Consider the following 23,761-nt stretch of genomic DNA (forward strand, 5'->3'; position numbering starts at 1 on the left):
CATGGAATGTCGAACGGCAAAACTTCGCAAGGGCGAAGACGCCTGCAGGTACGGACCGGCCAAGGCACCGAGGCCCGGTCCGGGACCCGTGCATCAGGGCACGGCGGTCCACTTCACCCAGTTGTCATCGGCGGCCTGGAAGTCCGCCTTCAGCGTCTTGCGCATGGCGTCGACCTCGGCCTGCGCAATGTCGGCATCCTTGACCTGCTTTCCGGTGGCCGCCGTTCGCGCCTTGGCCAGGTCGGATTTCGTCACCGCCGCGTTGCCGGCCCAGATGGCTTTCGCCGTGCCGACATTCGCCCAGTATTTGCCCTGGGACTGCAGGTCGGCCTGGTAGGCCGCTTTCCAGCGCATGTTGCTCGCGGACACCGCGTTCAGCAGCTGGGCCAGCGATCGCTGGTTGCTCACGCCCTTCTGCGCGAACGCCTGCAGATGCACCCGCTCGAAGTTCAGCGGCAGCAGCCCTTCCTTGGCGGCCAGCAGATCGCGCTCGTTCCACCAGCGGGTCGCTTCGCCAGCCTTGGCGGCTTCGAGCCCGTTGAGCCAGTCGGCATCGGTGGCGATCACCCCGTTGCCCTTGACCCACTGGAACCGCCGAAAGCCGATGTCCGCCGCGCGGCCGAAGTTGTGGTTGCTCTCGCCGGGCCCGGCATTGGTCTGCGTCTCTGCCGCCTGCTGGGCGAAGGTGCGGCGGCGGCCCGTGGGCGTGATCCACAGGACGATCTTGTGGGTGTCGTACATCTGCTGCACCAGGTTGGACAGCTTGGCGCGAAAGGTGGGCTCGTACTCCGCATCGCTGGCGATCGCCGCCTTGCTGGTGGCCGCATCCTTGGCATCGGCCGCGATGTACACCGTCTTGGAGCCGGGGGAAGAGCGCATCGCCTGGTGCGTGGCCGGCAGCATGGCATTGATTTTTTGCAACGTCGCGCTGCCAGGGGCGACCAGACCCAGTGTCTCCTGGGCTCCGCCCGCCGCAGCCGGCACGGGTGGTACGGCCGCAGGCCCTTTCGCTGCAGCGGCCTTGGCGACCGGGCTCTGCGCCAGCTTCTGGTCGATCTGAAAGCGTTCGATCGCCGCGCGGGTCTGCCCACCGTAGCTGCCGTCGTAGTCCACGCTGAGGTAGGGCGCATTCTTGGCGTCCTTGATGACCCGCAGCATGGCTTGCAGAAGTGCCACGTCGTGGCCCTGGTTCTTGGCGCCTTCTCCGACGCTGTCCTTGATGTCCGGCATGGTGCTCCCTCGGTGCGATGGTTCGGGCTTACGGGTTGGAGGATGAACGCGGCGACAGGCGACTGAGCAGATGCTGCCGTGCCTGCAGGCCTGGCTGGCACTGCCCCAGGCGCGCCGCCTCCGCATGGGCCTGCTCGGGTGCCACCGCCAGTGCGATCAGCGCGTAGCGGTGGGGCACCCGCCCTTTGCCAGGCCAGGTGTCCACCACGCCATATCCCGCGAAACAGGCCGACGCGGCGCGTGCAGCGCGGGCCGCACGGACGGTGGGATACGAACCCGCCACCACCGCTTGCACGGCGGCCAGAGACGGTTCTTCGGAAAACACCTGCCGTTTGGCGTTCCACGCCAGGCGCCGGGCGGACACCTTGTCGGCCGCATCGTCATCGGGGGAAAAGAACACGGAAAGGTACATGGGCGCATGGCCTGGCGTGGCGATGACCTGGGACACGTAGGGCCCCTGAGGTTCGCTGCGCGACCAGGCCGTCTTGAGAGCGCCCTGCGAAGTCACGTACAGCGCGTGGCGGCGCTTGGGGTGGTCGAACCCGGCCATCTGCGTGACTAGCAAGGCGCGCGCACCAGAGGGCTTGCCCGGCTCCACCGGCACGGCGCTGGCCGACGCGGTGACCGTGCTTTCCTCTTCCCCCGTCGACCAGACGCGGGACGCGGCGGTGTTGGCCAGAAACGGGCCGGTTCCCGGCTGCGGGGCGTCCAGCGGCTGCGCGGGCGCTGCAGAGGCAGGCCACTCCAGCGCCGTGGCCCCCAGTACCGACACACCCGCACCGCCTTCGGCCAGCGGCTCCCCGACCCCGGACAGCAGGCGAACCTCGAAAGCACAGGCCGCATCCTTGCATGCGGCAAGGGAAAGCTCGTAGCCCTGCCGCACCCCAGGCACCGGCTGGCCATTCACCGGGAAAGACTCCAGCACCTGGCGGGAGGAAGGAACGTCTTGCTGTGCGGAGGCGGCATTGGCCACTCCTGCCAGCAACAGGAAGGACGCCAGCACCCCCAGCGCCCGGGTGGCGGCGGGCACGCCAACCGACGGGCAGGCACTGCGACATGACGATGAGGGGGAAACCATGGACATCCGCCTAGAAAAAGAAGGAAACACGGTGCGCTGGTCCCAAGGAAGGACAGGCAAAGCATGCGCGCGCCAGGCCATGCGCTTCGGGCAAGACCGGGGGCCATGGCAACGCCCGGCGCAGCGTTCGAGAGCGAACGCCGGCGGATGGTACCGGGCGCGTTACACCTGATCCAGTCTTCTTACGAGCTGAATCAATTAAGGCCGCGGTGTCAGGCGGGTGTCATCCAACGGTGCTCTCGCCCTGCCCGCAAACCCGCAGCACCTCGGCCCCATACGCCTCCATCTTCTTGGCCCCCATGCCGCTGATGCCCTGCAGATCGTCCAGCGTGGACGGGTTGCGTTCGGCGATCGCGGCCAGCGTGGCGTCGTGGAAGATCACGTAGGCGGGCAGGTTGTGCTCGCGCGCGACCTCGGCGCGCCAGGCCTTGAGGTTGATGAAGCGCACCTGCGCGTCCGGCCCCAGGTTGGCCGCGGCGGCCGGTGGGGCGGCGCTGCGGCGCGTGCGCCGGGCCGGCGTGGCGGCCGTGGATTCGCGCAGCTGCACCGGCGTCTGGCCCTTGAGCACGGGGCGCGAGCCGTCGGTGAGGCTGAGCGTGTCGAAGCTGTGGCCGCTCTCCAGCATCACCTTGTGCAGGCCCACGGCGCCGGTGGCCAGCAGCTGGCGCAGCACGCCGCGCAACTGCGCCTCGGAGTAATCCTTGCCCAGGCCGAAGGTGGAGAGCTGGTCGTGGCCGAACTGCTTGACCTTTTCGGTGTCCTTGCCGCGCACGATGTCCATGATGTGCCCGGTGCCGAAGGTCAGGCCGCTGGCCTCGTGCACGCGGTAGATGGTGGACAGCAGCTTGCGCGCCGCATCCGTGCCGTCCCACACCGCGGGCGGGCTGATGCAGTTGTCGCAGTTGCCGCAGGGCTCGGACGGCTCGCCGAAGTAGCCCAGCAGCCGCACGCGGCGGCAATCGGTGGCCTCGGCCAGCGCCAGCAGCGCGTCGAGCTTGCCGCGCATGACCTGCTTGAATTCCTCGCCCGCCGGGCTCTCGTCGATCATGCGGCGCTGGTTCACCACGTCCTGCAAGCCGTAGGCCATCCAGGCGTCGGCCGGCAGGCCGTCGCGGCCGGCGCGGCCGGTTTCCTGGTAGTAGCCCTCGATGTTCTTGGGCATGTCCACGTGCGCGACGAAGCGCACGTCGGGCTTGTCGATGCCCATGCCGAAGGCGATGGTGGCCACCATCACGATGCCCTCCTCGCGCAGGAAGCGGTCCTGGTTCTGCTGGCGCACCTCGGGCGGCAGACCCGCGTGGTAGGGCAGCGATTTGAGGCCCGCATCCACCAGCGCGGCGGACATTTCTTCGACGCGCTTGCGTGACTGGCAATAGACCACGCCCGCGTCCTCGGGGTGCTCGCGCTCGATGAAGCGCAGCAGTTGCGCGAGCGGCTCCTTCTTTTCTTCGATGCGGTAGCGGATGTTGGGCCGGTCGAAGCTGCTGACGAAGTGCTGCGCGCCTTCGAGCTGCAGCCGCTCGACGATGTCGGCCCGCGTGAGCGCATCGGCCGTGGCGGTGAGCGCGATGCGCGGCACGCCGGCATAGCGCTCGTGCAGCACGGTGAGCGCGCGGTATTCGGGACGGAAGTCGTGGCCCCACTGGCTCACGCAGTGCGCCTCGTCGATGGCGAACATCGACAGTTGCCCGCGCTGGTGCAGGCCGTCCAGCAACTCCAGGAATCGCGGCGTGGTCAGCCGCTCGGGCGCGGCGTAGAGCATGGTGATGTCGCCGCGCGCCACGCGCCGCTCCAGGTCCTGCGTCTGCTGCCAGTCGAGCGTGGAATTGAGGTAGGCCGCATCGACGCCCGCCTCGTGCAGCGCGCCCACCTGGTCGTGCATGAGCGCGATGAGCGGCGAGACGACGATGGCCACGCCCTGCCCCGCATCGCGCCGCACGATGGCCGGCACCTGGTAGCACAGCGACTTGCCGCCGCCCGTGGGCATGAGCACCAGCGCATCGCCGCCAGCGATCACATGCTCGACGATGGCCTGCTGGGGGCCGCGGAACTGGTCATAGCCAAAGACGTCGTGCAGAACGAAATGCGCGGGGGACAAAATCGAATACTCTCTTTTTGATAGCAGATCGCCCTAGTGGAATATGCACTAGAGGCCGATTGGACAGAAATTTCCCGGCCCCGCCGCGCCGGGCGGCCCACCAGGAAAGGCGCTTATTGTGCGCCGGCCCCGCGCCCCCGCCATCGGCCGGCGGCCCCCAACGATTCGCAACGCGAATGGATCGCTCCGATTATTCAATTGGACGCGAATCGCTGCGCCGGACAAGATGCCTTCAGCCCCGGCACAGGGGCATGGCCTACCGACCCAGGAGACAAACGACATGAAGCACCTCATCCCGGCCCTGCTGGCAGCCTGCGGCCTGGCCGCCGCCGTGGCGCCCGCACGGGCCCAGCAGCCGCCGTACCCCAACGCCCCCATCACCCTGATCGTGCCGTTCGCGGCCGGCAGCGGCACGGACTCGGTCGCGCGCACGGTGGGACAAAAGCTCGCCGAGCGCCTGAAGCAGCCGGTGCTGGTGGACAACAAGCCCGGCGCCAACGCGCAGGTGGCCGCGCAGATCGCGGCCAAGGCCAAGCCGGACGGCTACACGCTGTTCATGACGACCAACACGTCGCACTCGGCCAACCCGGCGCTCTACAGCCACCTGAAGTACGACCCCATCAAGGACTTCACGCCCGTGGCGCGGGTGGGCGAGCTGCCCTTCGCGCTGGCGGTGCACCCCGGCGTGCCGGCGAAGACGCTGGCCGAACTGATCGACTACGCGCGCGCCAACCCGGGCAAGCTGAGCTACGCCACGCCCAACAGCACCTCGCTGGTGGCGATGGAGAGCATCAAGCACATCGCCCAGGTCGATGTGCTGAGCATCCCCTACAAGTCCAGCCCCCAGGCCATGACGGACCTGGTGGGCGGGCAGGTGCAGGTTTACGTGGCCGACCTGGGTTCGGGCAAGAGCATGCTCACCAGCGACAAGGTGCGCACGCTGGGCATCACCACCACGCAGCCCTCGCCCCTGCTGCCGGGCGTGCCGCCGATCGGGCAGACGGTGAAGGGCTTCGACCTCACGTCCTGGAACGGCATCTTCGGGCCGGCCGGCATGCCGCCGGCCATCGTGAACCGCCTGAACACGGAGCTGCAGGCCGTGCTGGCCGAAAAGGACACGCAGGACAAGCTCGCGCAGATCGGCTTCCAGGTGTGGCCCAGCAAGACGCCGCAGGAATTCGCGACCTACGTGGCCGACCAGCTGGCCCACTGGCGCACGCTGATCCAGCAGGCCCGCATCCAGCCCGAATGAACGACATCCCCCTGAGCGGTGTTGCCGCTTCCCCCTTGCTCTCGCATCGCTGCGCGCTGCGGGAAGGGGGACGACGCCAGCGCGGCGGGGCGGCCCTTGCGCGGCGTCTGCTCGCGCGGGCCGCACCGGTGGCACCGGCCGCTGCCCCTGTCAGACGTTCTGGAGAATGGCATGACCGACAACACGCATAGCACTTCACGCACCGGCCCCCTGGCGGGCGTGCGGATCCTGGACCTGACCTCGGTCATCATGGGCCCGTTCGCCACGCAGATCCTCGCCCAGCTGGGCGCGGAGGTCATCAAGGTGGAGACGCCCGACGGCGACAACATGCGCCATGTGGGCCCCATGCGCCACCCCGGCATGGGCCACATCTTCCTGCATGCCAACGCGGGCAAGCGCAGCATCGCGCTGGACCTCAAGCACCCGGAGGGCCGCGAGGCCGCGCTGCGGCTGGCCGAGCGCTGCGACGTGCTCATCAGCAACGTGCGCCCGCAGGCCCTGGCGCGGCTGGGCCTGGACCCGGCCAGCGTGGCCGCGCGCAACCCGCGCCTCATCCACGTGAGCTGCTGCGGCTTCGACCAGGAAGGCCCCGACGCGGCCCGCCCCGCCTACGACGACCTGATCCAGGGCGCCACCGGCATCCCGTGGCTCATGCAGCGCTACGGCGCGCCCGAGCCGGCCTATGCGCCGACCACGCTGTCGGACCGCGTGACCGGGCTGCATGCGGTGTACGCGGTGACGGCGGCGCTCTATGCCCGCGAAAAGACGGGCCAGGGCCAGGCCATCGTCGTGCCCATGTTCGAGGCCATGGCGCAATTCATCCTGGGCGACCACATGGCGGGCCTGACCTTCGAGCCGCCGCAGGGCGAGGCCGGCTACGCCCGGCTGCTGACCACGCACCGCAAGCCCTATGCAACCGCCGACGGCATGCTCTGCGTGCTGATCTACAACGACAAGCACTGGCGCAGCTTCTTCGCAGCCATCGGCGAGATCGGCGAAGCGCAGGGCCTGGCGCAGGACCCGCGCTTTGCCACGCACGGCGCCCGCGCGGCGAACATCGATACCGTCTATGCCGAGGTGGCGCGCATCCTGCGCACCCGCACCACGGCCCAGTGGCAGGCGCTGCTGGATGCCGCCGACGTGCCGCACATGCCGATGAACTCGCCGGCCGACCTGCTCACCAACCCGCAGTTGCGCGCCACGGGCTTCCTGCACGACAGCGTGCACCCCACCGAGGGGCCCATGCACGCCATGGCCCATCCCACGCGCTGGTCGGCCACTCCGCCGCCCCGCACCCTGTCGCCCGCGCCGCAACTGGGCGAACACACCCGCGCCCTGCTGGCCGAGGCCGGCTACACCCCCACCCAGATCGACGGCCTGCTCGCGCAAAACGCCTGCCACGCCGCCACCGGAGAACCCGCATGACCCTCGCCACCACCACCACCACCACCACCGCGCCCCGGTACCGCGTGCGCGCCGCCCAGGTGCCCAGCTACCAGCCCGCCAACCACCACCACACGCACAACCAGCGCCTGATCGGCCCCGAGACGGTGGGCGCGCAGCAGATGGAGGTGCTGCTGGGCACGCTGCACAAGGGCGGCGGCGCCCTGCCCCACGCCCATCCGGGCATCGAGCAGTCGTGCTATCTGCTCGAAGGCACGGCCCGCGCCGAAGTGGCGGGCGAAGCCTTCGACATGGTGCCGGGCGACATGTGCTTCTTTCCGGCCGACCAGATGCATGTCTTAACCGTGACCAGCGACACCCCCGTGAAGCTGCTGGTGATCTACAGCCCGCCCTACGGCGAGTCGCCTGACAAGGTGATCCGGCCCGCCCCATGAACTTCGACCTCTCTCCCGAACACGCCCAGATCCGGGACGCGATCGAGCGGGTGTGCGCCCCGTTCGATGCCGACTACTGGCTGCGCCGCGACCGCGAAGGCGGCTTTCCGGAGGACTTCCACCGCGCGCTGGCCGACGCCGGCTGGCTGGGCATCGCCATGCCCGAGGCCTACGGCGGCGCCGGCCTGGGGATCCGCGAGGCCGCGCTGATGATGCACACGATCTCGGCCACCGGCGCGGGGCTGTCCGGCGCCTCGGCGGTGCACATGAACATCTTCGGCCTGCACCCGGTGGTGGTGTTCGGCACCGAAGCGCAGAAGGCGCGCTGGCTGCCGCCGCTGATCGCGGGCCGCGAGAAGGCCTGCTTCGGCGTCACCGAACCCAACACCGGGCTGAACACGCTCCAGCTCAAGACCCGCGCGTTGCGGGAGGGCGACCATTACGTGGTGCACGGCCAGAAGGTCTGGATCAGCACCGCGCAGGTGGCCAACAAGATCCTGCTGCTGGCGCGCACCACGCCGGTGGAGCAATGCCGCGGCACCGAGGGCCTGAGCCTGTTCTACACCGACCTGGACCGCAGCACCGTCGAGGTGCGCGAGATCGACAAGCTGGGGCGCAAATGCGTGGATTCGAACCAGGTGTTCATCGACGGCCTGCGCATTCCGGTGGAAGACCGCGTGGGCGAGGAAGGCCAGGGCTTCCAGTACATCCTGCACGGCCTGAACCCCGAGCGCATCCTGATCGCCAGCGAGGCCGTGGGCCTGGGCCGCGCGGCGCTGGCGCGCGCCGCAGGCTATGCCAGGGAGCGCGAGGTGTTCGGCCGCCCCATCGGCCAGAACCAGGGCATCCAGCACCCGCTGGCCCTGTCGTGGATGGAGCTGGAGGCCGCGCACCTCATGGTGCAGAAAGCCGCATGGCTGTACGACCAGCACCTGCCGTGCGCGGCAGAGGCCAACGCCGCCAAGTACCTGGCGGCCGAGGCCGGCTACCACGCCTGCGAGCGCGCCATCTTCACCCACGGCGGCATGGGCTACGCCAAGGAATACCACGTGGAGCGCTACCTGCGCGAGTCGTGGATACCACGCCTGGCGCCGGTGAGCCCGCAGCTCATCCTGTGCTTCATCGCCGAGAAGGTGCTGGGCCTGCCGAAATCCTATTGAACGGCCGCAAGCCGGTGCCGGCGCTGCGGGCCGCGCTGGCATCATCGCCGCCATGAAACTGCACCTCCTGCGCTACTTCGCCGTGCTGGCCGAGGAACTGCACTTCGGCCGGGCCGCCGAGCGGCTGGCCATCACGCAGCCGCCGCTCAGCTCGGGCATCAAGGCGCTGGAGGATGAACTGGGCGTGCGGCTGTTCGAGCGCACCAGCAAGCAGGTGGCGCTCACGCCCGCCGGCCACGCCTACCTCGCCGAAGTGCGCGTGGCGCTCGACCGTGTGGCCCGCGCCGGCGAGACGGCCCGCGCCGTGGCCGCGGGGCAGCGCGGCCGGCTGGACATCGGCTTCACCGGCTCCATGGTGTACCGCGACATGCCCGCCATCGTGCGCGCCTTCGGCGAGCGCGCGCCGGGCATCGAGGTCAACCTGCGCGAGATGTCCTCGGGCGAGCAGCTCGAAGCCCTGCTGCACCGGCAGTTGCATGCCGGCTTCATCAATGCCAGCGTCGTGCCCGCGCCCCTGCGCAGCCTGCCGCTGGCCGAGGACCATTTCGTGGCCTGCCTGCCGCAGGACCACACCCTGGCGGGCCAGGCGGAAGTCGACCTGCGAAGCCTCGCCGACGAGACCTTCGTGATGTTCGCGCGCGACGTGGCGCCGGCCAACCACGACAACGTCATCGCCCTCTTCCACCGTGCCGGCATCCACCCCCACACGCGCCATGCCACCCGGCAGTGGCTCACCGTGGTGGCACTGGTGGCCATGCGCATGGGCGTGGCCCTGGTGCCGGCCTCGATGGCGCAAGCGGCCGTCCAGGGCGTGCGGTTCGTGCCGATTGCCCACCTGGAGCATCCGACCGTCGGGGTCCTGGCGTGGCATGGCGACGCGTTGACCCCGGTGCTGCAGACTTTCCTCGACGTGGCCGGGCACGGCAAGGGTTGACGCGGCTTCCTACAATCGGGGGATGACTCCGCTCCACTACACCCGCGCCCGACAGCTACCCGACATCCTGGCCCGCCGCATCGCCATCCTCGACGGCGCCATGGGCACCATGATCCAGCGCTTCAAGCTGGGCGAGGCCCAGTACCGCGGCGAGGGCTACAGCGGCCCGGACGGCGCGGGCGACCGGTTCAAGGACTTTCCGCGTGACGTGAAGGGCAACAACGAGTTGCTGAGCCTCACACGCCCCGACGTGATCCGCGACATCCACGAGCGGTACCTGGCCGCCGGCGCCGACCTGATCGAGACCAACACCTTCGGCGCCACGACCATCGCGCAGGAGGACTACAAGATGGCCGATCTCGCGCGCGAAATGAACCTGAAATCAGCGCAGCTGGCCCGTGCCGCCTGCGACAAATACGCCACGCCCGACAAGCCCCGCTTCGTGGCCGGCGCCCTGGGCCCCACGCCCAAGACGGCCAGCATCAGCCCCGACGTGAACGACCCGGGCGCACGCAACGTCGATTTCGAGCAGTTGCGCGCGGCCTACTACGAGCAGACCGAGGCCCTGGTCGAAGGCGGCTCCGACGTGCTGCTGGTCGAGACCATCTTCGACACGCTCAACGCCAAGGCGGCCCTCTTCGCCATCGACGAGTTCTTCGAGAAAAGCGGCGAGCGCCTGCCGCTCATCATCAGCGGCACGGTGACCGACGCCTCCGGCCGCATTCTCTCGGGCCAGACGGTGACGGCCTTCTGGCACAGCGTGCGCCACGCCCGCCCGCTGGCCATCGGCCTGAACTGCGCTTTGGGCGCCACCCTGATGCGCCCCTACATCCAGGAGCTGAACCGGGTGGCGGAAGACACCTTTATCAGCTGCTACCCCAATGCGGGCCTGCCCAACCCGATGAGCGACACGGGGTTCGACGAAACGCCCGAGGTGACCAGCCGGCTGGTGCATGAATTCGCCGCCGAAGGGCTGGTCAACATCGTGGGCGGCTGCTGCGGCACCACGCCGGACCACATCGCGGCCATCGGCCAGGCCGTGGCGCCCGTGCCGGCACGCAAGCTGTTCTACCCCGAAGCCGCCTGATCCCAATGGGGCCGGATCGGCCCCATTCGAAGCCCCTGGCCCCGGCACGGGCCGCGGCCACCACCGGGCGATGCAAGACACGCCGCTTTCCTACCGGGCGGCCGCGTGTTCGCCCTTACTCACTCCGATGGGCTACCGTGCGGTCTTTGCGCATCCAACTGCTTCTTTTCTGGGCCTTTCTGCTGGCCGCCTGTGCCCTGGTCGCGGCCATCATCGTGGTGCTCTACCAGACGGGCTCGGGCGCCCAGGTGGCGTCCAGCCGGGCACGCGCCACGCAGGCCTGCGAGGACATCGCCACGCGCTACGCCAAGTCAGTGCCCACCGTGCCGGCCGACAGCCCCCAGACCGACCTGCTGCGCGTGCTGCTGCACGTGGTGCTGCTGGAAGTGCCGCAGGTGGAAGGCGGCGTGTGGCGCGCCGGCAGCGGCATGCTGGCCTACGCCTACCCCACCTATGAAGGCAGCGGCGTCAAGATCGACGTGCCGGCCGCCGAGCAGCCGCTCATCGTCGAGTCGGCCAAGCAGGCCGGCAGCACCGGCCAGCCCATCGTGAACCTGGTGCGCGGCAGCCGCGAGGTGCTGGTGGTCGCGGCCTGCCCCCTGGCCGCGCACCCCGGCACCGCGGTGTGGACCATGACGCGCGCCCACGCCGGCGCCATCGCCGCACAGGACACCCTGCGCACCGGCATCGCGGTGCTGGCACTGCTGGTGGTGGGATCGGGTGCCTGGCTGGGCTGGATGCTGCTGCGCGGCCTGCGCCAGGTGCGGCGCCTGGAAGGCGCGCTGGCGCAGGCCCAGGGCGACGCCGTGCCGCACCTGGAGCGCACCGGCATCCGCGAGCTGGACCGCATCGTCGACGGCTTCAACGCGTTCGGCACCCGCCTGGAAGACGCCCGGGCACGGCTGAAGGAGGCCCTGGCCCAGCGCCACCGCGACCTGCGCCTGACCGCCCTGGGCCGCATGACGGCCTCGGTCGCGCACGAGATCCGCAACCCCATTGCCGCCATGCGCCTGAAGGCGGACAACGCCCTGGCCGCGCCGCCGGCCCGCCATGCCGACGCGCTGGCGTCCATCGTCACGCAGATCGACCGGCTGGAGGGCCTGGTGCAAAGCCTGCTCTCGCTGGTGCAGCCGCTCAATCTCTACCCCCGCACCGTACCGCTCGGCCCCTGGCTGCAGGAACGGCTGGACACCGCCCGTCCGGGCTCGCAAGCCCGTGGCGTGCGGCTGGCGCTGCGCGGCGAGGCGCCCGCCGACGCCGTGTTCGACCCCGTGCACGCGGCACGCGCCATCGACAACCTGCTGGACAACGCCGTGCGCCATGCGCCGGCCGGCGGCGAGGCCGTGCTGTCGGCGCAGGTGGATGCGGCGCGCACCCTGTGCACGCTGACGGTGGAGGACGACGGCCCCGGCGTGCCCGAAGACCTGCGGGCGCAACTGTTCGAGCCCTTCGCCACCGGCCGCGCCGACGGCAACGGCCTGGGGCTGGCCCTGGCGCGCGAAGTGGCGCTGGCCCATGGCGGCGACCTGCACTACGCGCCCCGCGAGGGCGGCGGCGCCCGTTTCATCCTGGAGCTGCCATGGCGCGCCTCTTAGTCGTCGATGACGACGCGGCCTTCCGCGAATCGCTGGTCGAAACCCTTCAGAGCCTGGGCCACGAAGTGCACGGCGCCGGTGGCGGGGCCGAGGCGCTGCGCCGGGTGGAGAGCCACCGTTACAGCGCCATCTTCCTGGACCAGCGCATGCCCGGCATGGACGGGCTGCAAACGCTGGAGGCGCTGGCCGCGCGCATGGCTCGGCTGCCGCCCGTGCTGGTGCTCACCGCCTACGCCAGCGGCTCGGGCACCATCGAGGCCATGCGCCTGGGGGCGTTCGACCACCTGACCAAGCCCGTGAGCCGCGCGGCCGTGGTGGAGGTGCTGGAGCGCGCCCTGCGCTCCGAGGCCGACGCCGGTGCCACGGCCGCCGCGCCCGCACCGCCACCGGATGCACAAGAGGACGGCGAACTCATCGGCATCAGCGAAGCCATGCGCGAGGTGCACAAGCGCATCGGCATGGCCGCCGCGAGCGACGCCCCGGTACTGATCGAGGGCGAGACCGGCACCGGCAAGGAGCTGGTGGCCCGTGCCTTGCACCGGCATTCCACGCGCGCGGCGGGCCCTTTCGTGGCGGTGAACTGCGCGGCGATTCCGAAAGAACTGCTGGAAAGCGAGCTGTTCGGCCATGTGAAGGGCGCCTTCACCGGCGCGGCCACCGAGCGGCCCGGGTGCTTTCGCGCGGCCGATGGCGGGGTACTGCTGCTCGACGAGATCGGCGACATGGCGCCGGAGGTGCAGGCCAAGCTGCTGCGCGCGCTGCAGGAGGGCGAAGTCACGCCGTTGGGCAGCCACCGGCCCATGAAGGTGAACGTGCGCGTGCTGGCCGCCACGCACCGCGACCTCGCGGCGGCCGTGCGCGAAGGGCGGTTTCGCGAAGACCTGCGCTACCGGCTGGACGTGCTGCACATCGTGCTGCCGCCGCTGCGCGAGCGCCTGGCCGACATCGTGCCGCTGGCCGAGCATTTCCTGCGCGGCGCCGCGGCGCCACAACCCGCCAAACGACTGTCGGCCGGCGCGGCGCGTGCGCTGCTGGACCACGCCTGGCCGGGCAACGTGCGCGAACTGCGCAATGCCATGGAGCGCTGCCATGCCCTGCAGCGCGGCCCGGTGGTGGGGGCCGCCGACCTGGGGCTGCAACCATCGCTGGGCACGCCCGATGACCCCGACCACAGCCACCTCGCCGGGGCGGGCGACGCGTTGCCCGCCGCCTGGCTGGAGGGATCGCTGCCCCAGGCCATCGAGCAGTTGGAGCGGCGGATGCTGGCACACGCGCTCGCGCAGGCCCAGGGCAACCGCTCGCTCGCAGCCCGGCGGTTGGGCATCCACCGCCAGTTGCTCTACAGCAAGCTCGCGCAATACGGCATCGAATGACCGCCGGCCTGTCGCAAAAGCAGACAACCTGTCGCCGTTCCACCCACTGCGCGTGGTCACCATCGCACGTAAGTGATTGATTCATAAGGAATTCAGCCTTGGCACGCGTCTTGAGTGAGAAAGTGCACCACCACTCGAAAGGATGACTTTCATGACGCTCCACCCTTTGCTCCGCACCAGCCTGATGGCCGCAGCCCTCGCCGCCGCCACCGCCCACGCACAGCTGCCCCCACCCCCGCCCGGCGGGCCGGGCCCCCTGGCCCAGGCCCCTGCCGCCGAGCAGTCCGCGACCGCAAGCGGCCGGCTGCAGCGCTGGTTGCCCAACCCGAACGGCGAAGCGGACGGCCTGCTGCTGCAGGACGGCACGCAGATCGCCTTCCCGCCCCACCTGTCGGAGTCCCTCACCGCGTGGCTGCGCCCCGGCGACCCGTTGGAGGTGACCGGCTGGCACCGTCCCGATGCCCCCGTGCTGCGCGCCGAGACCTTCCAGTCGCAGGGCCGCACGGTGCAGGACACGCCGCCCACCCCCGGCCAGCGCCCCCCGCCACCCCCGCGCGAAGCCCTGACCGCCCTGCAGGCCAATGGCCGCGTGGCCCAGGTGCTGTTCAACAGCCGCGGCGATGCGCATGGCCTGCTGCTGGAAGACGGCGTCGTCGTGCGCTTTCCGCCCCACATGGGCACGTCGGTCGCGGCGCTGCTCAAGCCCGGCGCCACCGTGGCGGTGCGCGGCTGGGGCACCCGCAACGCGCTGGGCACCGGCATGGAAGCGGCGCAGATGGGCGCCACGCCGGACACCCTGCAGGACATGCTGGGCGGCCCGATCGGCGCCCCGGCGCTGCGCCCGTGAAGCCGCCGCCCGGCACGCGTCATACACCCGCTTCTTCTTTCCTCACCCATTCGGAGACACCATGAGCAAACCCCAGGAAATGATCGACGTCTGGTCCCTCGAAGGCCAGTTCCAGCATGCCCTTTACAGCCCGCGCGGCGACATCGAGGGCGTGATGATCGACGTGGACGGCGTGCCTGCGCAGTTCGTGTTCGGCAAGCACGACGACCGTGCGGCCCAGTCCTTCGAGGCCCTGCGCGCCGGCCAGACGGTGGTCGTCGATGGCACCGTGGCGCCACCGCCTCCCCATGGCGAGGCCGCGCACGAGGTCTATGTGTTCGAGCGACTGGTGTCCATCGACGGCCAAGCGTTCGCGCCGGACGACGCACCGCGCGAGGTGAAAGGCCATGTGGCGCGCCTGCACCACGCCCGGCACGGCGAGCCCAACGGCGTGGTGCTGGACACGGGCGATTTCATCCACACACGGCCCGACGGCTTTGCCCGGCTGCACCTGAAGCCGGGCGATGCGGTGACGGCCGAGGGCCCCGCCCGGCCTTTGCGCGGCAGCACCGGCGCCCACGTGATCGAGGCGCGCACCGTCAACGGCCACGCCGTGCCGGGCAAACCCGCCAAGCTGTAACGCCATGACCGCCGCGCACACCGCCCCTGGCGCGCTTTCCGCGCCCACCCCGGCCGTACCGCCGCCCGCCCACACGGGCGTTGCGGCCGGGGCTTCCCTGACCGCCCTGGCCTGGATGGCGTTCTTCATGGCGGACGTGCGCGACGGGCTCGGTCCGTTCCTCGCCACCTACCTGCAGACCCAGCGCATCGACCAGACGATGATCGGCATCGTGCTGTCCACCGGGGGGCTGGCCGGCGCCCTCGCGGACCGTACGCGCGCCAAGCGGGCGCTGGTGGCGGTCTGCGCGCTGGCGGTGCTGGGCGCCAGCGCCGTCGCCTTCCTGACCCGGTCGCCCAGCCTGCTCGTGCTGTCGCAGGTGCTCACCGGCGCTGCCGGCGCCGTGCTGGCGGCCGCACTGGCCGCGCTCACGCTCGGGCTGGCGCGCAGCGCCGGCCTGCGCCACCAGACCGGCCGCAACGAGGCCTACAGCCATGCCGGCAACATCGTGTCCGCGCTGGGGGCCGCGGCCTTTGCGCACTGGATGGGCGCGCCCTGGATGCTCGTCGTCATGACCGCCATGGCCGTGGGTGCGCTGGCGTGCCTGCGGGCGATCCGGCCCGGCGACATTGACCATGTGGCCGCGCGCGGCGCCGAAGCCGACGGTGCCAAGCCTGCCCCCTCCTCCCACCCCGAAGCCGTGGCACCCGAAGGTTTTCGCGCGTTTCTGGGCCACCGCGCGCTGTGGTGCTTCGGGCTGGCCTGTGCGCTCTTTCATCTGGGCAATGCTTCCATGCTGCCGCTGCTGAACCAGCGGCTCGCCGCCACGGTGCCCGACTCCTCCCCGCTGCTGTGGACGGGTGTCGCCATCGTCGTCGCGCAACTCACCATGGTGCCGGTGGCCCTGTGGGTGTCGCGCAGCCGGCGGTGGGACCTGCAGGTGTTCGTCTACATCGCCATCCTGGCGCTCCCCGTGCGGGGCGTCATCGCCTGGGCCATCCCCGATGCCTGGGCCAACATCCCGGTGCAGGTGCTCGACGGCTTGGCGGCCGGCGCGCTGGGCGTGGCCACTCCGCTGATGGTGGAACGGTACGTGCGCGGCAGCGGCCGCTACAACACCGCGCTGGGGCTGGTGATGACACTGCAAGGCGTGGGCGCAGCATTGAGCCCCGCCGTTGCCAACAGCGTGGTCGGGGCGCAGGGGCATTTCGGCCTCGCGTTCGCCGTGCTGGCGGGATGTGCGGTGCTGGCTTTGCCCGTCTTCTGGCTGGCGCAGCGGGCTGCCGGCCACAGCGGCCCGGCGCCTGCACAACCGCCGGCCTTGCCCGCCTGAGCAGAAAGGCCCCGCCACACCTTTTCGGTTGACGCCTGAGGGCCCGCTGCGTTACAACATGTTTCCCGCCGCGTCCTGATTGCTGGTTCCGATTCTCGGGAGCAACCCCATGCGTTGCCTGCCCCGCGGCCTGTCCCAACGAAACTGCAGGGAGCATTCCGCATGGCACGAGGCGAAGGCATCCACGACATCTCCATGGGCGCGCACGACGCCCTGCATGCGATCGGCCGCCGGGCCGACGCCCTCCTGCTGGGCATCGTCGCCCTGGGCTGGGGTATCGCCCTCTGGATCGGCGTGGTGCACGGCCGGCCCGGCACCGCCGCGCTGTGGGGCCTGGGTTTGACGGGCCTGGCCGCCCTGGCCTACCTGCTGGCACGCGGCACGCTGCTCAGCCGCCTGGCCATGGTGGTGGCCGGCATGGGCATGGTGGCGCTGCACATCCAGCTCAGCCTGGGCGCCACCGAAATGCACTTCGGCGTCTTCGTGTTCCTGGCCTTCCTGCTGGCCTACCGCGACTGGCGGCCCATCCTCTTCGCGGCGGGGCTGATCGCCGTGCACCACATCGCGTTCGACCGGCTGCAACTGGCGGGGCTGCCGATCTATTGCCTGACCGAGCCCGACTTCGGCCGCATCCTCATCCATGCCAGCTTCGTGGTGGTGCAGACCGCCGTGGAAGTCGCCATCGCCATGCGCACGCGGGCCGACGCCATCGAGTCGGCCGAGCTGCAGCAACTATGCCGCCTGCAGCCGAACGGCCAGCTGTCGCTGGACGTGGGCCATGTGGCCGTGCGCAGCGCGGCGGCCCGGGCGCTGCAGGGCGCCTTGGGACGCCTCAACGGTGTGGTGGCGGACGTGCATCAGGCCGCGGCCGGCCTGGCGTCGGCCTCGGGCGAGATCGCCTCCGGCAACCGCGACCTGAGCCAGCGCACCGAGCGCACCGCCTCGCACCTGCAGGAGGCCGCCGCATCCATGGAGCAGTTGGACGGCGTGGTGCGCCACAGCGTGCAGGAGGCCGTGGCCGCGCGCCGCCTGACGCAGGAGGCCACGCAACTGGCCGAACGATGCGGCGGCGTGGTGACGGAGGTGGTCGCCACCATGGAGGGCATCCATTCCAGCGCCGGCCGCATTGCCGACATCGTGGGCGTGATCGACGGCATCGCCTTCCAGACCAACATACTGGCGCTGAACGCGGCCGTGGAAGCCGCCCGTGCCGGCGAGCAGGGCCGGGGCTTCGCCGTGGTGGCCAGCGAGGTGCGGGCCCTGGCCGGGCGCAGCGCCGAGGCCGCACGCGAGGTGCGCACGCTGATCGCCGCCTCTGTGGCGCAGGCCGAGCGCGGCAGCACGCTGGCGGCCGACGCGGGACGCAACATGCAGAACGTGGTCGATTGCGCACGGCGCGCCTCGCAGGTCGTGGGCACCATCAGCACGTCGGTCGAAGGCCAGTCCAGCGACCTGGGCCGCGTGAGCACGTCGGTCACCGAACTCGACCACATGACCCAGCAGAACGCGGCGCTGGTCGAGCAGTCCTCCGCCGCGGCGGCCAGCCTGCTGGAGCATGCCGGTCGGCTCAAGAGCGTGGTGGAGGGGTTCCAGTTCCAGACGCCGCGCGGCACGCTGGCGGCGCCCACCTGAGCCGGCGGCGCATGCCGCCTCGCGTCAAGCGAGCTTGAGGTACACCGTTCCCTGCTCCACGCGGACGGGGTAACTGCGCAAGCCCTGGGTGAGCGGCGCGCACAGCGCGCTGCCGTCTCGCACGTCGAAGCGGCCCTGGTGCAGCGGGCACTCGATTTCGTGCCCCTCCAGGAAACCGTCGCACAGCCGCGCATTGCCGTGCGTGCACAGGTTGTCGGTGGCGAACACTTCGCCGTCCACGGTGTAGAGCGCCACGTCGCGTCCCTCGACGGTCACGCCCACCACGTCGTCCTCGGGCAGGTCGGCGCGCGCGGTCGCCTCGGTCCATCCGGTGTCGATTGCTGGCATGGTGTGTCTCCTCTCAGATGGGGTAGATGATGGAATTCGGGATCATTTCGCTGTCGTAGATGCACTCCTTACGGGCGAAGCGCAGGCCCTCGGGCGTGCGCACCACCACGTCCAGGTAGCGCCCGACGTTGAACACCGTGGAAGGCTCCGAGAGCTTGGTGCGAAAGACGGCGTAGTTCGCCTCGCACGCCCAACGGCCCTCTCCGGCCCGCCGCACGATCGGCGCACCGATCACGTGTCGCTGGTAATACGGGTCGTGGAACAGCGTCTCGCGGATGCCGTAGACGCGGTCCTTGAGCATGCCCTGGCTGTCGAACGACAGCGTGGCCAGCGGCAGGCCGCGCTCGTGGTTCTCGCGCGGCTGCAGGCGGTAGAGGCAGTCTTCGGTGAAGAAGCCGGGCCACCGGTCCCACTGCGCTGCGTCGAGCGCGGCGGCATAGTCGGCATAGAGCTGCTGCAGGGCGAAGTAGTCGGCGAATTCGATCGCGGTGGATTGGGCGTCCATGGTTCAGTCCTCCTTTTCCATCACGCCGCGCCAGTACTCGTACATGCCGCGGATCAGCGTCTCGGTGACCATGTGGTCGGTGTCTCCCACCTCCCGGCCGCCGAGCTCCACCAGCGCGCGATGGAAAGGTTTTTGCTCGAAGCCCTGCTGCGAGAACTCGATCACCTCGCCGTCGTCGGCCGAGACGAAGCCCGCCGGCCCGAACAGATTGGCCTGGCGCAGGCGGCGCTCGGTCATCTCCTCGGTGTCGTCCTCGAAGCCGAAGTGCGTCCATTCGAAATCGAAGGCATCGTGCCCTACGGGCTGGATGTGGCGCGTGGAGACGCTGTTGACCTGCTGCTGCAGGATCACGCTGGGGAACAGCGTGGTCATCACCGCCGTGGGCCCGCCCCACCAGGGCTCGGGCACGATGTCGAGAAAGCGCGGGTCTTCCAGCTGCATGCCGGCCTTGAAGCTGGAGACGTTGGACACGTCGGACTGCTTCTTGGCCTCGCCGCGCGTGGACACCATGGCCGCGTGGCGGTGGCGCGCATCCATCTTCAGCTCCGACTTGTTGTCGGCCCGCCAGAGCCCGAAGGTCACGAACCAGGTGTGCAGCAGGCCGGGGTGGTAGGGGTCCTTGATGTTCTCCTGCATCAGCTTCCAGTTGCCCGGAATGCGCTGGCGGTTGTAGCCCAGGATCTTGAGCTTGCGGCCGTTGAACAGGCGGTCGAAGTAACCCAGGATCACCGGCCCGAGAAAATCCTCCAGGGACTCCACGCCGTGGTCGAACGAGGCGAAGACCACGCCGCCGCGCGTGGCCACCTTGAGCCGCGTCAGGCCGTGTTCCTCCAGCTTGAAATCCGCCGGCATGCCGCCGTGGACCTTGCCGTCCTGCTTGACGCCGCGCCGGAAAGGCACGCCCTGCAGCGCGCCGTCGAGCTTGTAGTTCCACTGGTGGTAGGGGCAGACGAACTCCTTGCGGTTGCCATGGCGCTCCCGGCAAAACCGCATGCCGCGGTGCGCGCAGACGTTCTCCACCACGTGCAGTTGCATGTCCTCGCCGCGCACCAGGATGACCGAGCGCTCGCCGATGGCCGTGCGCTTGAAGTCGCCCGGGTTCGGCACCTCGGCCTCCAGGCCCACGTAGCACCAGTGGCTGCGGTAGAAGAACCGCTCCAGTTCGCGGCGGTAGATGTCCTCGCTGGTGTAGGCCGCGAAGGGCACGCGGTGCGTGCCGGGGCTTTCCCAGGTCGGATGCAATGGGAAGACGGGGTGGGGCGTACTCATGTCGTTGTCTCCTTGGCTTGGGGCTTGTGATGGGGCGCTGCGAATCAAGAGAAGGAAGGGCGCGCAGGAAGGGGCGCTGGCCCCTGCCTCACGGCGTGCTGGCGTAGAAGGCATCAGCGTAGAGATGCTCGGCGGCGACGCCACGCTGGCGCGCCAGCAGCGACACGGCCTCCACCATGGGCGGCGATCCGCACAGGTAGGCGCGCCAGCCTTCCAGCGTGGGCCAGTCCTGCGCGATCGCGTCGGTGACCAGGCCCGTGCGCTGGCCCGGCGCCGCATCGGCCGCGGCCACCACGGCGGCCGCGGCCACCACGGCATGCACCTGCAATTGCGGGTGGCGCTGCTGCAGATCTTTCAGCCACTGCAGGCCGTAGACATCGCGCGCCGACCGGGCGCCGGCATAGACGTGGATGGGGTTGGGCATGCCCGACTCCAGCGCGCCGCGCACGATGGAGAGGATCGGCGCCAGCCCCGTGCCGCCCGCCACGCAGAGCATGGGACCTTCGTACTTGCGGCGCAGGTAGGCCGAGCCCAGCGGCCCGCTCACGCGCACCGCATCGCCCACGGCCAGCACCTGGGCCACATGGGTGGACACCCGCCCACCCTCGACCAGCCGCAAGTGGAATTCGAGTTCGTCATCGTGCGGCAACCCGGCCATCGAATACGGCCGCACTAGGCCCGGGCCGAACTGCAACTGCGCGTACTGCCCCGGCGAGAAGTCCAGCGGCTTGGCCGGCTTGAGGCGCAGGCGGCGGATGTCGTGCGTGAGCGTTTCCACCGCCGTCACCGTGGCCTTGAGCGTGCGGGCGGTGCGCACCACCACCTCGTCGGGCTCGGGGATCTCGATGGTGCAGGACTCGCTCAGCACCGTCTGGCAGGCCATCACGTATTGCCCCTCGCCGCCGCCCAGCGGCGGCATGCGCAGCGCTTGGCCCGCATCGATCACCTCGCCCGAGAGCACCTTGCAGCGGCAGGTGCCGCAGCGCCCGGCCATGCAACTGTAGGAAACGGGAATCTGGTGCTCGCGCAGCACTTCCAGCAGGTTGGCGCCCGGTGCCACGGGCAGCACGCGACCCAGCGGCTCGATATGCAGTTCCATCGGGTTGTCTCACTCACTGTCGTTGTTATGGCCCCGATCATTCCCGCGATCCGATAATCAGCCAATAGAATGGCGTGAATACACCGCATCACCCTGATGAATAAAGGTGCCCCGTGGAACTGGAAGACATCGATCTGAATTTGCTGGTGGTCTTTCAGCAGTTGCTGGTCACGCGCAAGGTGTCGCAGGCCGCGGAAAACCTGGGCCTGACGCAACCCGCGGTGAGCAACGCGCTGGCGCGGCTGCGCCGCCTGCTGGGCGACGAGCTTTTCTTGCGTACGGCCCATGGCATGCAACCCACGCCTTATGCCGACCAGTTGGCGGAGTCGGTGTCGTACGCGCTGGCCATGATCCACGGCGCCCTCAACCACAAGCTGGGGTTCGATCCCACCACCAGCCGGCGCGTGTTCAAGGTGGGCATGACGGACATCGGCGAGATCTACTTCCTGCCCCGCCTGCTGGAGCGGCTGGCCCAGGTCGCACCGGGCGTGCGCCTGACCACCGTGCGCAATTCAGCCACCGACCTGAAGGACGCCATGGAAGCCGGCAAGGTGGACCTGGCCGTGGGCCTGCTGCCGCAGCTCAAGGCCGGCTTCTTCCAGCGCCGGCTGTTCCGCCAACCCTATGTGTGCCTGTTCCGCGAGGGCCACCCGCTGCACAAGCGCCGCAGCATCGCACTGGCGGATTTTTCCAAGGCGGAGCACGTGGTGGTGGTCTCCGAAGGCACGGGCCATGGCAAGGTGGACGAACTGCTGGAGCGCATGGGCGTGGCCCGCGACGTGCGGCTCACCGTGCCGCACTTCGTCGCCATCGGCCACATCCTGCAGGCCACGCAAATGGTCGCCACCGTGCCCGAGAAAATGGCCCAGAGCATGGCCGAGCCCTTCGGCCTGGCCTATGCGCCCCACCCCGCCAAGCTGCCGCAGGTGGCGATCAACCTGTTCTGGCACACGAAGTACCACCGGGATCCGGGGAACCAGTGGCTGCGAGGGGTGTTGGTGGAGATGTTTGCGGAAGGGGAGTGAGGGGGTTCATGGCACGTCTGCATGACTTAGCCATAGCGCGTACGGAAATACTGCTGCGGCAACGCTTGTTTATGTGGAGAAGAACAGCGCAATGTCACCTGCAGGCTGGTCAGAGTCATTCGCGGCCAGCAGCCTGGGTGGCTGCTTCGATCATCACCGGCCAATCGACGGACAGCGGCGTGTATGACCGCAGTACCTCCCAAACCTGCCACTCAACAACTTGCGGCCGCGATCCAATCCTGAATGGCCGGTCTGGCTTGAGGTGACTGGGAGGAATCGACCTACAGCAGACTCTGCGAGTCCCGACTTCTCAATGGCGAGAAGCCGTCACAGAATGCCTGCGCGCCTGGCTAGGTATCTCTCGGCATACTGCTGAAGTTTGTATGCCGCCTGCACTTGAGAGAACAGCATTGACGACATGAATTCGAGCGTGCCGCCAACGTTGGAGGGAAGTTGATCAAGAAGCGCGTAAAAGGACGAGTGTTCGACATTGGCCGCAAGCACCAAGTGTTCCGGCTTTACTGCCGACGAGAACACCATAAGCCGCTGAAAATTTTCCTTGCTATGCCCTCTCCAGTGCTTCAGCCCTTCAATGACAGTCGCATAGCGACCACCTCGTTCGGGGAGATCGCCAATCAACAGTGGGAACTGAGCACTCATTGGGACTGCGCGACACACCGTTTGAACTTGTTCCTGCGTGATCTCCAGCGAGGCTTCGAGTCCAGCTACTGAAGCAATCTTCAGAAGGTCGCCAATCATGCCCGTGACCTGTCCTGCCATTCTTGTCGAGTGCTGATACAGCAGCGAATAAACATGGTCAGACCGAACGACTCTGGCCACGGCCTCGATTGCTCCTGCGAGTGCTGACTGGAATTTCGCGGCCTCTGCCTTCTTGTCTTCACCGGGTCCGAGCCTGTACTGAAGGAGGCGCATTCCGCGGAGATCAAACGGCAGACTATCGATCTGGCCGAAGTACGAGTTGCAGACCAACACTAACGACTCTGGTCCAAGACACGATAGTGCGTACCCAGTCTCTACGAGCACGTTGGGATTAGGTGACACGCGCATGCTTGAGGTTTGCTCGTCCTTTGGTTGGTTGACGATCGAGACATCGGCGACGAAAGCATCGGCGTCTGCAATTTTGGCGAGGATCATCTCCTTAATATCAGGTGCGCCCGATGCCCCGAGCGTATCTCGGTCGACGACGCCTTCAACCGCCGCTCCTTTGGTGGTCGTCAGTTTTGCGCACGCGTGCTGCAGCCCCTTATCTATGAAACCCCGATTGATGCCATTTGGTAAATCTGACTGCCACGAGTAGAACACCTTAAACATACTGAACGAAGCCTCGCAAGGTTGCTGTAGAGGTTCGTACAGCGTACCCGAAAGCAGACGTCATTGATCGGAAGCTCCTGGCCGGGAGCGTGAGCGAACCCGGGTGCCAGACAGCAGCCTGTCGTGTC

At 69.0% G+C, this 23,761-nt stretch carries 21 protein-coding genes; 13 read left to right on the forward strand and 8 right to left on the reverse strand.

The window, feature by feature from the left end; all coding sequences use genetic code 11:
* Positions 1-93: 93 nt before the first annotated feature.
* The 3 genes from M5C96_RS25295 to recQ all read right to left on the reverse strand — a co-directional run bounded on the left by M5C96_RS25295 (position 94) and on the right by recQ (position 4,406).
* On the reverse strand, positions 94-1,230 hold the full coding sequence (locus M5C96_RS25295; RefSeq protein WP_272566067.1) for a M15 family metallopeptidase: 1,137 nt from the start codon (positions 1,228-1,230) through the stop codon (positions 94-96).
* Between the two features lie 28 nt (positions 1,231-1,258).
* Entirely contained in the window at positions 1,259-2,260 is a 1,002-nt protein-coding gene (locus tag M5C96_RS25300) for a hypothetical protein (RefSeq protein ID WP_272566069.1), read from the reverse strand.
* A 271-nt stretch (positions 2,261-2,531) separates the two neighbouring features.
* Complete coding sequence (gene recQ / locus M5C96_RS25305) at positions 2,532-4,406, reverse strand: DNA helicase RecQ (RefSeq protein ID WP_272566070.1); 1,875 nt, start codon at positions 4,404-4,406, stop codon at positions 2,532-2,534.
* A gap of 280 nt (positions 4,407-4,686) precedes the next feature.
* On the opposite strand from recQ, the gene M5C96_RS25310 reads away from it, so the two are divergent.
* The 12 genes from M5C96_RS25310 to M5C96_RS25365 all read left to right on the forward strand — a co-directional run bounded on the left by M5C96_RS25310 (position 4,687) and on the right by M5C96_RS25365 (position 18,055).
* The gene (locus M5C96_RS25310; RefSeq protein WP_272549857.1) at positions 4,687-5,658 is read left to right on the forward strand and encodes a Bug family tripartite tricarboxylate transporter substrate binding protein; all 972 of its coding nucleotides are present in this window, start codon (positions 4,687-4,689) and stop codon (positions 5,656-5,658) included.
* A 171-nt stretch (positions 5,659-5,829) separates the two neighbouring features.
* A complete protein-coding gene (locus M5C96_RS25315; protein WP_272566071.1) occupies positions 5,830-7,083 on the forward strand; it encodes a CaiB/BaiF CoA transferase family protein in 1,254 nt (417 codons plus the stop codon).
* Positions 7,080-7,496: a cupin domain-containing protein gene (locus M5C96_RS25320; protein ID WP_272566072.1), complete on the forward strand. Its 417-nt coding sequence runs from the start codon at positions 7,080-7,082 to the stop codon at positions 7,494-7,496. Before M5C96_RS25315 ends, M5C96_RS25320 begins: the two co-directional genes overlap by 4 nt.
* Positions 7,493-8,656, forward strand: a complete 1,164-nt coding sequence (locus M5C96_RS25325) for an acyl-CoA dehydrogenase family protein (protein WP_272566073.1) — start codon at positions 7,493-7,495, stop codon at positions 8,654-8,656. Before M5C96_RS25320 ends, M5C96_RS25325 begins: the two co-directional genes overlap by 4 nt.
* Positions 8,657-8,708: 52 nt before the next feature.
* The gene (locus M5C96_RS25330; protein WP_272566074.1) at positions 8,709-9,590 is read left to right on the forward strand and encodes a LysR substrate-binding domain-containing protein; all 882 of its coding nucleotides are present in this window, start codon (positions 8,709-8,711) and stop codon (positions 9,588-9,590) included.
* A 22-nt stretch (positions 9,591-9,612) separates the two neighbouring features.
* On the forward strand, positions 9,613-10,677 hold the full coding sequence (locus tag M5C96_RS25335; protein WP_272566075.1) for a homocysteine S-methyltransferase family protein: 1,065 nt from the start codon (positions 9,613-9,615) through the stop codon (positions 10,675-10,677).
* 137 nt (positions 10,678-10,814) lie between these two features.
* Entirely contained in the window at positions 10,815-12,272 is a 1,458-nt protein-coding gene (locus tag M5C96_RS25340; RefSeq protein ID WP_272566077.1) for a sensor histidine kinase, read from the forward strand.
* A complete protein-coding gene (locus tag M5C96_RS25345) occupies positions 12,257-13,645 on the forward strand; it encodes a sigma-54-dependent transcriptional regulator (RefSeq protein WP_272566078.1) in 1,389 nt (462 codons plus the stop codon). Before M5C96_RS25340 ends, M5C96_RS25345 begins: the two co-directional genes overlap by 16 nt.
* A gap of 151 nt (positions 13,646-13,796) precedes the next feature.
* Positions 13,797-14,492 carry a hypothetical protein gene (locus tag M5C96_RS25350; protein ID WP_272566079.1) on the forward strand — a complete coding sequence of 232 codons (696 nt, stop codon included), beginning with the start codon at positions 13,797-13,799 and terminating at the stop codon, positions 14,490-14,492.
* Between the two features lie 61 nt (positions 14,493-14,553).
* The gene (locus tag M5C96_RS25355; protein ID WP_272566080.1) at positions 14,554-15,111 is read left to right on the forward strand and encodes a hypothetical protein; all 558 of its coding nucleotides are present in this window, start codon (positions 14,554-14,556) and stop codon (positions 15,109-15,111) included.
* A gap of 4 nt (positions 15,112-15,115) precedes the next feature.
* Positions 15,116-16,423, forward strand: coding sequence for an MFS transporter (locus M5C96_RS25360; protein ID WP_272566081.1), 1,308 nt, complete (start codon positions 15,116-15,118; stop codon positions 16,421-16,423).
* A gap of 162 nt (positions 16,424-16,585) precedes the next feature.
* Positions 16,586-18,055, forward strand: a complete 1,470-nt coding sequence (locus tag M5C96_RS25365; RefSeq protein ID WP_272566082.1) for a methyl-accepting chemotaxis protein — start codon at positions 16,586-16,588, stop codon at positions 18,053-18,055.
* Positions 18,056-18,079: 24 nt separating this feature from the next.
* Here M5C96_RS25365 and M5C96_RS25370 read toward each other — a convergent pair whose 3' ends face one another.
* The 4 genes from M5C96_RS25370 to M5C96_RS25385 form a co-directional block, all read right to left on the reverse strand.
* The gene (locus M5C96_RS25370) at positions 18,080-18,403 is read right to left on the reverse strand and encodes a non-heme iron oxygenase ferredoxin subunit (protein ID WP_272566083.1); all 324 of its coding nucleotides are present in this window, start codon (positions 18,401-18,403) and stop codon (positions 18,080-18,082) included.
* Positions 18,404-18,416: 13 nt separating this feature from the next.
* On the reverse strand, positions 18,417-18,908 hold the full coding sequence (locus tag M5C96_RS25375; RefSeq protein WP_272566084.1) for an aromatic-ring-hydroxylating dioxygenase subunit beta: 492 nt from the start codon (positions 18,906-18,908) through the stop codon (positions 18,417-18,419).
* Positions 18,909-18,911: 3 nt separating this feature from the next.
* Positions 18,912-20,177, reverse strand: a complete 1,266-nt coding sequence (locus M5C96_RS25380) for an aromatic ring-hydroxylating dioxygenase subunit alpha (protein WP_272566085.1) — start codon at positions 20,175-20,177, stop codon at positions 18,912-18,914.
* An 88-nt stretch (positions 20,178-20,265) separates the two neighbouring features.
* Positions 20,266-21,276, reverse strand: a complete 1,011-nt coding sequence (locus M5C96_RS25385) for a 2Fe-2S iron-sulfur cluster-binding protein (RefSeq protein WP_272566086.1) — start codon at positions 21,274-21,276, stop codon at positions 20,266-20,268.
* Positions 21,277-21,389: 113 nt separating this feature from the next.
* On the opposite strand from M5C96_RS25385, the gene M5C96_RS25390 reads away from it, so the two are divergent.
* Positions 21,390-22,301, forward strand: coding sequence for a LysR family transcriptional regulator (locus M5C96_RS25390; protein WP_272566087.1), 912 nt, complete (start codon positions 21,390-21,392; stop codon positions 22,299-22,301).
* Positions 22,302-22,628: 327 nt separating this feature from the next.
* Here M5C96_RS25390 and M5C96_RS25395 read toward each other — a convergent pair whose 3' ends face one another.
* On the reverse strand, positions 22,629-23,633 hold the full coding sequence (locus tag M5C96_RS25395; protein ID WP_272566089.1) for a hypothetical protein: 1,005 nt from the start codon (positions 23,631-23,633) through the stop codon (positions 22,629-22,631).
* Positions 23,634-23,761: the final 128 nt, after the last annotated feature.

The organism is Acidovorax sp. GBBC 1281 (assembly GCF_028473645.1).
GTDB lineage: Bacteria > Pseudomonadota > Gammaproteobacteria > Burkholderiales > Burkholderiaceae_C > Paracidovorax.

Coding starts and splice junctions, on each gene's coding strand:
- M5C96_RS25295 (WP_272566067.1), bottom strand. CDS start 1,230: ATGCCGGACATCAAGGACAGCGTCGGAGAAGGCGCCAAGAACCAGGGC.
- M5C96_RS25310 (WP_272549857.1), top strand. CDS start 4,687: ATGAAGCACCTCATCCCGGCCCTGCTGGCAGCCTGCGGCCTGGCCGCC.
- M5C96_RS25315 (WP_272566071.1), top strand. CDS start 5,830: ATGACCGACAACACGCATAGCACTTCACGCACCGGCCCCCTGGCGGGC.
- M5C96_RS25320 (WP_272566072.1), top strand. CDS start 7,080: ATGACCCTCGCCACCACCACCACCACCACCACCGCGCCCCGGTACCGC.
- M5C96_RS25325 (WP_272566073.1), top strand. CDS start 7,493: ATGAACTTCGACCTCTCTCCCGAACACGCCCAGATCCGGGACGCGATC.
- M5C96_RS25330 (WP_272566074.1), top strand. CDS start 8,709: ATGAAACTGCACCTCCTGCGCTACTTCGCCGTGCTGGCCGAGGAACTG.
- M5C96_RS25335 (WP_272566075.1), top strand. CDS start 9,613: ATGACTCCGCTCCACTACACCCGCGCCCGACAGCTACCCGACATCCTG.
- M5C96_RS25345 (WP_272566078.1), top strand. CDS start 12,257: ATGGCGCGCCTCTTAGTCGTCGATGACGACGCGGCCTTCCGCGAATCG.
- M5C96_RS25350 (WP_272566079.1), top strand. CDS start 13,797: ATGACGCTCCACCCTTTGCTCCGCACCAGCCTGATGGCCGCAGCCCTC.
- M5C96_RS25355 (WP_272566080.1), top strand. CDS start 14,554: ATGAGCAAACCCCAGGAAATGATCGACGTCTGGTCCCTCGAAGGCCAG.
- M5C96_RS25360 (WP_272566081.1), top strand. CDS start 15,116: ATGACCGCCGCGCACACCGCCCCTGGCGCGCTTTCCGCGCCCACCCCG.
- M5C96_RS25365 (WP_272566082.1), top strand. CDS start 16,586: ATGGCACGAGGCGAAGGCATCCACGACATCTCCATGGGCGCGCACGAC.
- M5C96_RS25370 (WP_272566083.1), bottom strand. CDS start 18,403: ATGCCAGCAATCGACACCGGATGGACCGAGGCGACCGCGCGCGCCGAC.
- M5C96_RS25375 (WP_272566084.1), bottom strand. CDS start 18,908: ATGGACGCCCAATCCACCGCGATCGAATTCGCCGACTACTTCGCCCTG.
- M5C96_RS25380 (WP_272566085.1), bottom strand. CDS start 20,177: ATGAGTACGCCCCACCCCGTCTTCCCATTGCATCCGACCTGGGAAAGC.
- M5C96_RS25385 (WP_272566086.1), bottom strand. CDS start 21,276: ATGGAACTGCATATCGAGCCGCTGGGTCGCGTGCTGCCCGTGGCACCG.
- M5C96_RS25395 (WP_272566089.1), bottom strand. CDS start 23,633: ATGTTTAAGGTGTTCTACTCGTGGCAGTCAGATTTACCAAATGGCATC.